At 62.6% G+C, this 13242-nt stretch carries 8 protein-coding genes; 5 read left to right on the forward strand and 3 right to left on the reverse strand.

The features are described 5' to 3' along the window. Positions 1-25 precede the first annotated feature (25 nt). Entirely contained in the window at positions 26-1438 is a 1413-nt protein-coding gene (locus ABEB25_RS09355; RefSeq protein WP_345736122.1) for a hypothetical protein, read from the reverse strand. An 87-nt stretch (positions 1439-1525) separates the two neighbouring features. Between ABEB25_RS09355 and ABEB25_RS09360 the strand changes: the two genes are divergently transcribed. The 5 genes from ABEB25_RS09360 to ABEB25_RS09380 all read left to right on the forward strand — a co-directional run bounded on the left by ABEB25_RS09360 (position 1526) and on the right by ABEB25_RS09380 (position 11859). After that, positions 1526-2947, forward strand: coding sequence for a sulfatase (locus ABEB25_RS09360; RefSeq protein ID WP_345736123.1), 1422 nt, complete (start codon positions 1526-1528; stop codon positions 2945-2947). 147 nt (positions 2948-3094) lie between these two features. Continuing rightward, on the forward strand, positions 3095-5728 hold the full coding sequence (locus ABEB25_RS09365) for a DNA topoisomerase III (RefSeq protein WP_345736124.1): 2634 nt from the start codon (positions 3095-3097) through the stop codon (positions 5726-5728). 313 nt (positions 5729-6041) lie between these two features. Beyond that, a complete protein-coding gene (locus ABEB25_RS09370; RefSeq protein WP_345736125.1) occupies positions 6042-6902 on the forward strand; it encodes an acyl-CoA desaturase in 861 nt (286 codons plus the stop codon). 443 nt (positions 6903-7345) lie between these two features. After that, positions 7346-9151: a vWA domain-containing protein gene (locus tag ABEB25_RS09375; protein WP_345736126.1), complete on the forward strand. Its 1806-nt coding sequence runs from the start codon at positions 7346-7348 to the stop codon at positions 9149-9151. After that, positions 9148-11859 carry a VWA domain-containing protein gene (locus tag ABEB25_RS09380; protein WP_345736127.1) on the forward strand — a complete coding sequence of 904 codons (2712 nt, stop codon included), beginning with the start codon at positions 9148-9150 and terminating at the stop codon, positions 11857-11859. The genes ABEB25_RS09375 and ABEB25_RS09380 overlap by 4 nt, the downstream gene beginning before the upstream one ends. 62 nt (positions 11860-11921) lie before the next feature. Here ABEB25_RS09380 and truA read toward each other — a convergent pair whose 3' ends face one another. Next, on the reverse strand, positions 11922-12749 hold the full coding sequence (gene truA, locus ABEB25_RS09385) for a tRNA pseudouridine(38-40) synthase TruA (RefSeq protein ID WP_345736128.1): 828 nt from the start codon (positions 12747-12749) through the stop codon (positions 11922-11924). Then, positions 12724-13218, reverse strand: a complete 495-nt coding sequence (gene ruvX / locus ABEB25_RS09390) for a Holliday junction resolvase RuvX (protein ID WP_345736129.1) — start codon at positions 13216-13218, stop codon at positions 12724-12726. Before ruvX ends, truA begins: the two co-directional genes overlap by 26 nt. Positions 13219-13242: the final 24 nt, after the last annotated feature.

Raw genomic sequence — 13242 nt, forward strand, 5'->3', positions numbered from 1 at the left:
TCATCAGCATCCCGCTGCGCGGTCCTCAGGGGGCCGCCAGCACCTCCCGGATCGCCTTCTTCATCACCGCCTCGCTGCCCGGCGGCGTCCAGGCCCAGTCGTTCAGATTGCTGTCCTGCTCCTTCCAGGACCGTTCGATCGGGATGTAGCCGGGCCCACATTCCCCATACCCCAGAGTGAAGACAAAGCTGTCAGGTCGGCACGCCTGCGCAAAAAGCTGAAACTCCACATACGCCTCCGCCGGCAGCAGTAGTACCTGCGCCGGGCCAAAATCCACACACGGCACCTGCACCCGGTGCCCGCGCTTCACCCGCTCATACCAGGCCAGCCCCATCGCCGCCTCCGCTCTTTCAAAAGGGCTCACCCCCTCGGCCAGCCTCTTCCGCAGGATCGTCTCCGTGTGCGCCAGCGTGTTGCGCGCCCCCAGCGGCATCCGCACCATCCTGAATTGCGACTGCTCCAGCGGCACCTTTTGCGTCCCCTTCCACGCCTCCTGCATCGCCGCATTCAGCCGCCCTGCCAGCACTTCCAGATTGTCCGGCGCGCCTGCGTTCCACTTCCCCGCCGTCACATTGCCGGAGCACCCGCTCGCATAAATTTGCAACACTTCTGGGTAGGCCGCCTGCATCTTCTCCCGCGCCCGCCCTGGAAAGTCAGCGGAAACCCGCCCCTTCCCGTAGCTGCTCATCGGGTGCACCGCATACCCGTGCAGCGCACAGACCGGCGTGTCCCCGTCCCAAAAGCTCAGCGTGCGCAGCCAGGGGTCGATCGTCCCCACATCCGCTTTCTGCGCGTCCGGGATCGTGCTCCGGCTCATCCGGTTGTAAAAGACCCGCCCGTCTCCGCCGAGATACCGCCGATTGCTTGCCACCTGCTGCACCTCAGCCTTGCCCAGCCCCAGGTGCGTCACCCGCCGCGCCTTTGGCAGTGCCTCGCTCAGCGCCCTGGCCACCCTCTCGATGCACTCCTCATTAAAGGCCGGCCAGCAGACCGAGGCCACCTGGATGGCCGCCTCCGGCGCAGGCGCCGGGATTTTCTTCCATGCCCCCGTCGCATCCATCTCGCGCAGCAGCTTCTCCGCCTCCTCATCCATCACCGGCGCATCATGCACATGCGTGCTGTGGATCATCACCCGCTCCGGCTCCGTCCCCGCCGCTACAGCCAGCGCCTGCTGCCATTTTTCAAACGACGTCCCGCGGATCTCACACCAGTCAAAGCTCACCAGCACCATCGGCCTGTCCCCGCCCGTCAGCACAAAGCCCTTCGCATACAGCGGGTCACCCACCTCCTTGGCAGGCGCGATGCCGCCGCCCATGCACGGATGCCCCTTCGGGATCGTCACATCCACACTGAAGGTCGCCAGGCGGAAGCCCGCCCCATCCTGGGCCATCACCGCCCCGCCCATCAGCAGGCACCCGAGAAACAAAAGGTATCGCATCCCCCAGATACGGCCTCCGCCCCCGCTTTCCTGCCTGACATTCACCCCGGCGCAAGATCCCTCGCCTCCCTTCGTTTCAGCCCCATCATGCGCTCCCTGCTCGCCGCCGCCATCGCCCTCTTCACCACCGCCCTCCCGGCCGCCCCACCTAACATCATCTTCATCATGGCAGATGACCTCGGCTACACCGATGTCGCCACCTTCGGCAGCCAGTACTACGAGACCCCGAACATTGATAAGCTCGCCACCCAGGGGCTGAAGCTCACCAGCCACCACCACTGCCAGAACTGCCAGCCCACCCGCGCCGCCCTCATGAGCGGCCAGTACGCCCCCCGCACCGGCGTTTACACCGTCGGCGACATCGGCCGCTTCGAGTGGCAGACCCGCCCCCTCCGCCCGGTAGAAAACGTCACCTCCCTGCCGCTGGAGAAGATCACCATCGCTCAGTCCCTGAAAAAGGCCGGTTACGCCACCGGCATGTTTGGCAAATGGCACCTCGGCATGAAGGAAGAGTTCCACCCTGGCAAACGCGGCTTCGATGAAGCCATCGAATCCAGCGGCAAGCACTTCGATTTCCGCACCACTCCAGAAGTCGCCTACCCCAAAGGCCAGTACCTCGCCGACTTCCTCACCGACAAAGCCGTGGACTTCATTCAGCGCCACAAGGACCACCCCTTCTTCCTTTACATCCCTCACTACGGCGTCCACTCCCCCATCCACGCCAAGCCCGAACTCATCGAAAAATTCAAGACCAAACCCGGCGTCGGCGGCCATAACAATCCCGTCTATGCCGCCATGATAGCCAGCGTCGATGAAAGCGTCGGTCGCGTCATGGCCGAGCTCGACAAACAGGGCCTCACCGACAACACCGTCCTCATCTTCACCAGCGACAACGGCGGCGTCGGCGGTTACACCCGCGAAGGCATCAAAAAAGGCGGCGACACCACCGACAACGCCCCCCTCCGCAGCGGCAAAGGCAGCCTCTATGAAGGCGGCACCCGCGTTCCCTTCATCGTCCGCTGGCCCGGCACCACACCCGCCGGGAGCCAAGTCGGCCAGCCCAGCATCCATGTGGATCTTTACCCCACCCTGCTGGAGATCGCCGGTGCAGCCGCCCCAGAAAACTACCCCCTCGATGGCGAAAGCCTCGTCCCCCTGTTCAAAGATCCAAAGGCCGCCCTGCAGCGCCCCGCCATCTTCCAGCACTTCCCCGGCTACCTCGGCGCAGGCGAAAACACCTGGCGCACCACCCCCGTCGGCCTCATCCAGCAGGGCCGCTGGAAGCTCATGGAATACTTCGAAGACGGCCGCCTCGAGCTCTACAACCTCGATGACGACATCGGCGAAACCAAAAATCTCGCCTCCGCCCAGCCTGACAAAGTGAAGGAATTGCAGAGCCAGATGATCGCCTGGAGAAAAACCGTCGGCGCCCGCATGCCCACCCCCAATACCCCCACCGAAGCCCCTGCCAAGAAGGGCAAAGGCAAAAAAAAGAAAAAGGCCCAATAAAAGCCTTCCCGCAGAAAAAACCTTCGGTTCCATCCGGCAGCCCCGCGCTTTCGGCACGCCGCTGCCCACCTCCCTCCACTGAAAAATTTGACAGGGGGGTGGAATGCGTGCCCTTGGTTGCCCCCATTTCCGTTAACGACACCCATCATGCCCAAGGCCCTCATCATTGCCGAAAAACCCAGTGTGGCCACCGACCTTGCCCGTGCCCTGGCGAAGGCGCCCGGCATGACTCCCTTCACCAAGGAGAAAGACTACTTTGAAAACGAGACCCACGTCATCTCCAGCGCCATCGGTCACTTGATCGAACTTGGCTTCCCCGAGGTGAACGGCAAAAAGATCGGCTGGGGCTGGACCCACCTGCCAATCATGCCGGAGGAGTTCGAACTCAAGCCCATCGAAGACAGCGCCGACCGCTTCAAGCTCCTCAGCCGCCTCATGAAGCGCAAGGACGTGGACCAGCTCATCAATGCTTGCGATGCTGGCCGCGAGGGGGAACTCATCTTCCGCTACATCGTCGAGGCCGCCGGCATCAAAAAGCCCGTCCAGCGCCTGTGGATGCAGTCCATGACCCAGGGTGCCATCCTCGAAGCCTTCAAAAAGCTGCGTAGCGACACCGAAATGCGTCCCCTCGCCGATGCCGCCAAGTGCCGCAGCGAGTCCGACTGGCTCGTCGGCATCAATGCCACCCGCGCCCTCACCGCCCTGAATTCCCGCAACGGCGGCTTCCGCCTCACCCCTGCCGGACGCGTCCAGACCCCTACCCTCACCATCCTCGCCAAGCGCGAGCTCGAAATCCAGGCCTTCGTCTCCCGCACTTACTTTGAAGTGCACGGCCTTTTCGAAGTCCCCGCCGGCAGCTACGAGGGCCGCTGGTTCGACGAATCCTTCAAAAAAGACGAAACCGACGAGCACAAAAAGCCCGAGCGCCTCTGGGACCTCGAAAAAGCCCAGGCCATCGTCCAGCGCTGTCTCGGCAAACCGGGCAAGATCGAGCAGGTCACCCGCCCGACCAAACAGATCGCCCCCCTTCTCTACGATCTCACCAGCCTCCAGCGCGAGGCCAGCAACCGCTTCGGCTTCTCCGCCCGCCGCACCCTCCAGATCGCCCAGGCCCTCTACGAAAAGTTCAAGGTTCTCACCTATCCCCGTACCGACTCCCGCTACCTCCCTGAGGATTACCTCGGCACCGTCAAGGAAACCCTCAGCACCTTTGCCCGGCAGGATACCCGCAAGCCCGGCGCCCTCCCCCAGGACCTCGGCACCCACGCCGCCACCGCGCTGGACAAAAACTGGGTGCGCCCCACCAAGCGCGTTTTCGACACCACCAAGGTCAGCGACCACTTTGCCATCATCCCCACCGGCCTCATCCCGCCCAAGGAACTGCCCGAGGCTGAGCAAAAGCTCTTCGACATGGTCGCCCGCCGTTTCGTCGCCGTCTTCTTCCCCCCCGCCGAGTTTGAAGTCACCACCCGCATCACCCGCGTGGACCACGATGCCTTCAAGAGCGAGGGCAAGGTCCTCGTCGAGTCCGGCTGGCTCGCCGTCTATGGCAAAAAGGCCGCCGAAGAAGCCGCTGCCGAAGGCGACAGCAAGTCCAAGCTCCTCGTCCTCGCCAAAGACGGCGACAGCGCCCGCACCGTGGACATCGAAGCTGCCGAAATGCAGACCAAGCCTCCGGCCCGCTTCAATGAAGCCACCCTCCTTTCTACCATGGAAGGCGCAGGCAAGCTCGTCGAAGATGAAGAACTCGCCGAAGCCATGAGCGAACGCGGCCTCGGCACCCCCGCCACCCGCGCCGCCATCATTGAAGGCCTCATCTCGGACAAATACATCGAGCGCGTCGAACGGAACATCGCCGTCACTAGCAAGGGACTCACCCTCATTGACCAGATCAGCCAGATCGGCATCGAGGCCCTCAGCAGCCCCGAACTCACCGGCCAGTGGGAGTATAAACTCCGCCAGATGGAGCAGAACAAGCTCGATCGCGGCAGCTTCATGCGCGACATCCGCCACCTCACCAACCAGGTGGTCGAAAAAACCAAAGCTTATCAGAAGATCGCCAAAGACCGCGTCTATCCCGACTTCGATGCCAAGTGCGGCGTCTGCGGCCAGCGCGGCTTCGAACAGAAGGAAGACTACGTCTCCTGCAAAAACCCTGAGTGCAAAGTCCGCGTTTACAAGGTCATCGCCGGTCGCGAACTGGGCGAAGACCTCCTCCGCGAGCTCCTCGAAAAACGCTTCCTTCCTCCCATGGAAGGCTTCCGCAGCCGCCTTGGCAAGGACTTCACCGCCGGCATTGAGGTCAAGGACGACGGCAAAACCGCCTTCGTCTTCCCCGGTGGCGAAAACGATCCCGACGCCCCACCGCCCTTCGATTTCGCCAGCGCCACTCCCATCGCCAAATGCCCCGTTTGCGCCCTCAAAAAGCGCGATGGCAAAATCTACAACACCCCGGACCATTACATCTGCAACATTGCCGCCAAGGACGCCAAAGCCTGCAATGCCCGTCTGCCCAAGGTCCTCTGCAAGAAGGAAATCAGCGAGGAGAACGCCATCAAGTTCTTCACCGAAGGCAAGACCGACGTCATCGCTGGCATGATCTCCAAACGCGACCGCCCCTTCAGCGCCTTCCTGCTCTGCAAGCCCGGTGAAAAACGCCTCCTCGGCTGGGAATTCCCACCCCGTGAAGCCAAACCTAAGGCCCCCGCAGCCCCTAAAAAAGGCCGCTTCGCCAAAAAAGCCGCTGCCCAAGACACCCCCGAGGACGCCCCCGAAGAGTAATCTCGGGGCGAGGTGGGAGAGCGCAGACGATGAGGCCCTCCTGGCCTCAGGTTTGGGCGCGAACTCACCCCACGCGAAGCGTCCAGGAGTGCGGTGGCAAAGAAGCCGGGGCCAACAGGCTTCGGCGACACCGCTTTCGTTCGCAGGCAAAAGGCAGACCTCATCCTCACAACCCAAGCGGCGAGACAGCCTAAAAAGGCATTTTGCACGACACGCCCGCTGCTTGCAAAACTGTGCCAATCCTGCCGCTTTGAAATCGGGAGGTTGATTTTTTGCAAATAACTGTCATCTGTGGTTTCCCGTTTTTCTACTTGTGACTAAACCCGCCTTTCAACTTACCACCGGTGGCATCCTCTTTTTTGGAATCCACGCTCTTGCCATCACGGCATTCTTTGTGAAACCGGATCTGACAGCCATCCTGCTCTGCCTGGGACTGTTTCTGATCCGTAAATTTGGCATTACCGGTGGCTACCACCGCTACTTCTCCCATCGTTCTTATAAAACCTCTCGCTGGTTCCAGTTCGTCCTGGCTTGGCTTGGAGGCATGTCCGCCCAAAAAGGCGCTCTTTGGTGGGCCGCCCATCACCGTCACCATCACCAGCATTCCGATCAGGAAGAAGACATCCACTCCGTCAAGCAGCAGGGCTTCTACTGGGCCCACGTCGGCTGGATCCTTGCCCCCGACTACAATGACTATGACGCCAAGCGCGTCAAAGACCTCACCAAGTTCCGTGAGCTCGTCTTCATTGACAAATACCACTTCATCCCGCCGGTGGCCCTGGCCATCGCCACTTACGTTTTCGGTCTCCTCATGACCGGCACCGCGATGGGCGGCCTGATGTACTTCCTCTGGGGCTTCTGCCTCAGCACCGTCATCCTCTATCACACCACCTTCGCCATCAATTCCTTCTGCCACCTTCTCGGTAGCCGTCGTTATGAAACTGGCGAATCCAGCCGCAACTCCTTCATCCTCGCCATCCTGACTCTGGGCGAAGGCTGGCACAACAACCACCACTACTACCCACACTGCGCACGCCAGGGGTTCTTCTGGTGGGAAATTGACCCTACCTACTACGTCATCAAGCTCCTCAAATTCGTGCGCATCGTCCACGAAATCAAAGAGCCGAATGCTCGCGTGCTGGAAGGCAAGGAAGCCACGGCGGCCCTGGGCTGATTGCCCCATCTCAATTCAAAAGCGGAGGCCAAAAGCCTCCGCTTTTTTTGTGTCCATAACCGCCCCCCAAAGTCCACTTTCAGCCGCTTGCCTGGGCCCTGGCCGTGCCGGATATTAGACGGGTTTCCAGACGTTGCCGCGCCATGGACGCCACGTCTTCTTGGTCAGATCCTTTGTCTTCTTCAGATGGTCTCGTTCGTTCCATCATTCCCGTCCTCTTCCCCATGGGGAAGTCATGGGGACACCATGGGGATGATGATCCCCACGCCATCCCCATCCCAAGTCGTTGATTGCCAGAGGATTGCTTCACCAGATCGCCAAATGGGGAAAAAACGCATCCTCTCCCCATCCCCAGTCACAGACTCATCGCGCCAGTAGCTGACCAGACATTTTTCTAATCCCCTGCTGGACGAATCCCGCTGCTCCGAAGAAACTCTTTCCTCATGCCCGCCTTCACCCACACTGCCGCCCTCTGGGCCTTGCTGGGCATCCCCCTGGTGCTGGCCATCCATTTTCTCCAGCGTCGCAGCCGCCGCGTCACCGTCACCACGCTGTTCCTTCTCCAGCAGCTCCAGCGCGAATCGGAAAAGGGCAATCGCATCGAAAAACTCCGCCTTTCCATCCCCCTCTGGCTGCAGTTGCTCATCGTGCTCATCTTCACCTGGCTGCTCGCCGGCCCCCGCTGGTTGCGCCAGGATGCAGTGCACCGCATCGCCATTGTTCTGGACAGTTCCGCTTCCATGCAGGCCTTCCGGCCATCGGCTGAAAAGGCCATCCGTGAGACCCTGGCCAGCATCCTGCCCCTGGGAGCACGGGCCGAACTGGCCTTGCTCAGCACCGACGTCAATGCCGCCAACCTCTACTACGGAGGCACTTCTGGCGATCTCATGGCCTCCCTCTCCGCCTGGCAGCCGCTCCTGGGCACACATGATTTCACCCCCGCCCTCCGCACTGCCCGCAGCTTTTCCGGCCCTCTTGGCGCGGTGCTTCTCATCACCGATCATCCTCCTTCCGCCTCCCTGCCCTTCGCCGCCAAAGCCCTGTCCATCGGCCAGGAAAACGCCAACGTCGGCTGGGCCGGCATTTCCGTCGAGGAACAGGACGGCCAGGACTTCTGGCGCGCCATCGTCCGCAACTACAGCGCCTCACCCCAGGAGCGGGAATGGGTCGTCTCCTCAGGCCCCCAGGCCTCTGCCCCCATCAAAATCACCCTCGCCCCGCGCGAATCGCGCACCCTGTCCGGCCCTTTTTTGGAAGCTCAAAACGCCCTCCGTCTCACCCTCACTCCCGATGCCCTGACTCTCGATGATGAACTTCCCTTCGTGCGTCCGCAGCCCAAGACCCTGGCTCTTCACCTCCCGGTGCCCAAAAATTTGGCCACTCAGGAAATCGTCAGCCTGTTCAGCAGCTATGCCCACACGACCGTGGCCAAGGAAGCCCAGCAGGCCGATCTCCAGGTCATCACCTGGCCGCCCAGCGTTGCGCTGGAAGCCACCCAACACGCCTGCCTTTTTGCCACCCCTTCCCAGGTTGCCAATCCCCCGCCTCTTCGCGGGGCCATCGTCGGTGAAGCCCATCCGCTCACGGACGGGCTAAACTGGCAGTCCCTCCTCGTCCGCGAAGGCATGGTCATGCCACGCGATCATCTCGACCGCGTGCTTCTCTGGCAGGGCGAGCGGCCACTCATTAGCCTGCGCCAAACACCGGCGGGAGCCCGTCAGCTTTTCTGCCATTTCGATCTCGCCACCAGCAATGCCCGGAAGCTGCCCGCGCTCGCCGTCCTGCTTCATCGTTTTCTCGAACAGGTGCGCGGGGAAAAAATCGCACCTGAAAGCGCCAACTACGATCTCCGCCAGCGCCTCACCGTCGCCCACAGCCGACTGGAAAGCGCCTCCCCTCTCACCCTGAAAATCCAGGGAGGCAAAACCGAAACGCTTCCCCTGACCCAGGCCCACCTGCTGCGCGCACCTGCCACCCCTGCCTTCTTCGAAATCACCCAGGGACCGCAAAACCTGCTCATCGCCGCCGCCCACTTTGCGGACTCGCGCGAAGCCGACCTCAGCAACTGCAAGCCCTTCGACGAACGTGCCTCCCTTCAGACCGAGCAGGTTCAGTCTCTCCAGGAGCCCGATCCACGCTGGCGGCCCTGGACCCTACTTCTTCTCGCCCTCCTTCTGGGTAGCTGGTGGCGGGGTCGCGACAAGACACCCGCCCCCGCCTTGAACCCTTTGTCCGGCCCCTCTTCATGATCCTGCGTCACCCCGAATGGCTTGCCCTCTTCCCCGTCCTGCTGTTGGCAGGCTGGTGGCTGCCTCGTCTGGGCGTCTGGCGTCCATTGCGACTCTTTTTGTTAGGCCTTCTCGCCCTCGTTCTCGCCCAGCCCCAGTGGCGGCGGCTTGCCGATGGTGTGGACCTCTGGGTCCTGCTCGACAGTTCCGCCTCCGCCGAAAAGCCCATGGCCAAAGGACTGCCCGAATGGGATAAGCTGCTGGAGCAAAGCCGCGGCCCCAGCGACCGGATGTTTCAGCTCAGCTTCGCCGAGGAAGTCATGCGCCGTGGCGCGGAAGGAGCCGAGCTATATGACCGCCAGCGCCAGTCCACCCGCACCGCCCAGGCTCTCACACAGGCCCTCGTCCAAGTCGGCAAGGAGAGCGAAGGTCGCCCCGCCCGCCTGCTCATCTTCACCGATGGCTATGCCACCGAACCCCTCACCGGCATCGCCGAAAAGCTCAAGGCCGAAGGCATCGAACTGGATTACTACCTCGCCCGCGATCCCGAGCCCACCGACTACCGCATCTCCGCCTTGCGTTTGCCCACCAAGGCCCAGCTTGGCGAACCCTTCCTCATCGAGATCGAAGTCCGCGGCACGCGCGATGGCCCTGTGCCACTCAAGCTCATGCGTCAGGGCCGCGAACTGAAAACCGCCGAAGTGGACATCCGCCTCGGCACAGGTTTGATCCGCCTCACCGACCGCTTGGGCAATGCAGGTGTGGCCCACTATGAGGCCATCATTCAGCCCGCCATCGATGCCCACCCCGGCAACAACCGCCATGAAGCCATGATCGAGATCGCCGGTGGCCCTCGCGTCCTTCTCCTCACCTCCTACACCGACGATCCCGTGGCCACCACCTTGCAGCGCCAGGGCTTCACCGTCGAAACCGTCACCGATCTGCGCAGCGTCCGCACCGGCCAGCTCGCCGGGGCCAAATGTGTCATCCTCAACAACGTTCCCGCCTTTGAACTGCCCGGCGAATTCCTCTCCTCCCTCGACTTCTACGTTCGTGAGCAGGGCGGCAGCTTGCTCATGGCTGGCGGCCAGAAGAGCTTTGCCGCAGGCGGCTACTTCGAGTCCTCCATAGATTCCCTCCTGCCTGTCTCCATGGAGCTCAAGCAGGAGCACCGCAAACTGATGGTCGCCATGGCCATCGTCATGGACCGCAGCGGCTCCATGAGCATGACCGTCAAAAACGGCTTCACCAAAATGGCCCTCGCCGATGAAGGCGCGGCCAATGCCATCCGCTTCCTCGGTCCGCAGGATCTGCTCACCGTTTTCGCCGTGGACAGCGAAGCCCACCAGATGGTCCCCCTTCAGCCTGTCGGGCCTAACCGCGAAAGCATGGAAAGCGCCGTGCGCCGCATCGAAAGCACCGGCGGCGGCATCTTTGTTTACAATGGCCTCAAAGCCGCCTGGGATCAGCTCAAAACCGCCCCGGCCGGTCAGCGCCACATCATCCTGTTTTCCGATGCCGCCGACTCAGAAGAGCCCGGCGATTACAAAAACCTCATTGATGAAATCCTCGCCAATGGCGGCACCCTCAGCGTCATCGCCCTCGGCACCCGCGCCGACTCGGATGCCCAACTGCTCGAAGACATTGCCACACGCGGCAAAGGCCGCCTCTTTTTCACCGACAAGGCCGAGGAACTCCCCAGCATCTTCAGCCAGGAAACCGTGGCCGTGGCCCGCAGCGCCTTCATCCGCGACCCGGTCAAAACCCAGGCCGCCGGTGGTTGGTTTGAAATCACCAGCCAGCCCCTCGACTGGCATGCCCAGGCCGATGGCTACAATCTCTGTTACCTGCGCGACTGGGCCAGCCAGGCCCTCATCACCCAGGATGAATACACCGCCCCGCTCGTCGCCTTTGGCCAGCGCGGCATCGGCCGCACCGCCGCCATCACCTTCCCTCTGGGGGGCGAGTTCTCCGCCCAGACCCGCGCCTGGCCGAAATACGGCGACTTCCTCCAAACCCTGACCCGCTGGCTGATGGGGGAACAGTTGCCTCCCGGCATCGGCCTCAAGCACCGCCTGGAAGGCACCGGGCTCACCATTGACCTCCTCCATGACGATACCTGGGAACAGCGTCTCATGGCCAAGGCACCCCGCATCATGCTCGCCCATGGGGCCACCGCCGGCTCTAGCCATGAGCTGGCCTGGGAACGTCTCTCCCCCGGCCATTACCAGGCCCGCGTGGACCTGCCCGAAGGCGAAATGGTACGCGGTGCCGTTCAGGTGGGTACCCAGGCCTTGCCCTTCGGTCCCACCCTCGTGGGCACCAGCACCGAGTGGGCCTTTGATGAAGCCCGCACCGAGGAACTGAAGCAGGTCTCCCTGGCGAGCGGTGGCCGTGAACTGCTGGAACTCAGCCAAGCCTGGCGCAGCCCCCGTGCCGAACGTTTCGTGGACCTCCGCAACGAACTCCTCCTCCTCGCCCTCATCCTCATGCTGGCCGAGGCCCTCATCACCCGCACCGGCTGGCATCTCCCCGTATGGGCCTTCGCAGGCTGGAAGATCAAAGGCAACCGTCCCTCCCCCAGCCCCGCCGTCCTGGCTCATCAAAAGCGCGTTCACAAGGAAGCCACCCCTCCCCCCACAGCCGCTCCCCCGCCCCCCGAAGCCCCACCTCCCCCGGAACCCGAGATCAATCGCCAAAGCCGCTTCGACCGCGCCAAGAAAAGATGAACTCCGCAACGAGGGCCTGCGACCGCTCAGATGGGATGAGAAACGCCCTGCCCAAACCCGCGTCAGTACAAAACACGCACCAGATACAGCCCGCCCGCCGGGGCCATCTGGTTGCTCTGGGGGGCCGTATCGTCGGTAAGCAGGCTCTGAAACCAGGGCACCGTGGCGCGGCCACGTGCGACGAGGATGAGGCTGCCCACAATGAGGCGTACCATTTTATAAAGGAAGCCATCACCCTCGAATTCCAGTTCCAGGATGTCCCCGTCCTCACGCATCTCGGCACGATGAATGGTGCGCGTTGTTTTCTCTGGGAGAGCGCGGCGTTGGGTCTCGGGCATGTCACCGCGATTCGCGGAAAGGCGCACGAAGTTGTGCGTGCCCACGAGGCTGTCCAGGCAGGTCTGCAGGGCCGCCATGTCCAGCGGGCCGTGGATGTGCCAGACGCGATCGGATTCAAAGGGGGAAAGCTGGGGCGCGCGCCAGATGCGGTAGCGATAGACCTTGCCCTTCGCATCGTAACGGGAGTGAAAAGTCGGCGGCTCAGCCGCGCGCACATCCACCAAGCGGATGGTGAGGGGCAGGCAGGCGTTGACGGCTTTCACCCAGGCTTCATCGCTCATGCGAAGGGTCACGGGCACGTCCATGTGGGCCACTTGGCCCAGGGCATGCACGCCCGCATCCGTGCGGCCCGAGCCGTGAACGGTGGTGACGGCCTGGGTGGCCTTGAATACGGCAGCGCTCAGTTCATCCTGGATGCCGCCGCCGATGGCCAGGGCCTGCCAGCCCCGCCAGGGGGTGCCGCAGTAGGCCACCACCACACGCAGACGCCGCAGTCCCGGACCTGGGCCTTTGTTCAGCCCCAGCTTACTTTCGGCGTCGCTTCGACTCATGGTTAGTCCACTCCAGGTCGTAGGTTTCATCCGGCAGGAGAAAGCCCGCCGGGCCGCGCTGGCTATTGAGGTAATCTTGCAGGATGACCACAGCGGCCAACTGATCCACGATCTCGTTGCGCTGGCGCTTATCGGTGATGCCTGCCCGGGACATGGAGGCTTCCGCTTCCACGGAGGAGAGGCGCTCATCCACAAACTCGATGGGCAGCTCATGCTGAAGAGCCTTGCCCAGACGATCGGCAAATTTCTCCACACGCTCCGTCGCCTCGCCCCGATTGCCGCTCATGAGAAAAGGCATGCCGATGACGATGCGGGCGATGTGTTTCTCCCGCGCGATGCGGGCGATCTCGCGCTCCACCTCGGACTTGGACTCCAGGGTCTTAAGCGGGCTGGCGGTCAGCTCCATCTCGTCGCTGATGGCCAGTCCGATGCGGACGGTTCCGTGATCAATGGCGAGGATGCGTGGCATGGGGGGAGAGGGAAGCCGCCAAGA

This window comes from Prosthecobacter algae (assembly GCF_039542385.1).
GTDB classification, from domain to species: domain Bacteria; phylum Verrucomicrobiota; class Verrucomicrobiia; order Verrucomicrobiales; family Verrucomicrobiaceae; genus Prosthecobacter; species Prosthecobacter algae.

What these genes read in the sequence shown, in the direction of transcription:
- ABEB25_RS09355 (WP_345736122.1), bottom strand. Translation starts at nt 1,438, where the DNA reads ATGCGATACCTTTTGTTTCTCGGGTGCCTGCTGATGGGCGGGGCGGTG.
- ABEB25_RS09360 (WP_345736123.1), top strand. Translation starts at nt 1,526, where the DNA reads ATGCGCTCCCTGCTCGCCGCCGCCATCGCCCTCTTCACCACCGCCCTC.
- ABEB25_RS09365 (WP_345736124.1), top strand. Translation starts at nt 3,095, where the DNA reads ATGCCCAAGGCCCTCATCATTGCCGAAAAACCCAGTGTGGCCACCGAC.
- ABEB25_RS09375 (WP_345736126.1), top strand. Translation starts at nt 7,346, where the DNA reads ATGCCCGCCTTCACCCACACTGCCGCCCTCTGGGCCTTGCTGGGCATC.
- ABEB25_RS09380 (WP_345736127.1), top strand. Translation starts at nt 9,148, where the DNA reads ATGATCCTGCGTCACCCCGAATGGCTTGCCCTCTTCCCCGTCCTGCTG.
- truA (WP_345736128.1), bottom strand. Translation starts at nt 12,749, where the DNA reads ATGAGTCGAAGCGACGCCGAAAGTAAGCTGGGGCTGAACAAAGGCCCA.
- ruvX (WP_345736129.1), bottom strand. Translation starts at nt 13,218, where the DNA reads ATGCCACGCATCCTCGCCATTGATCACGGAACCGTCCGCATCGGACTG.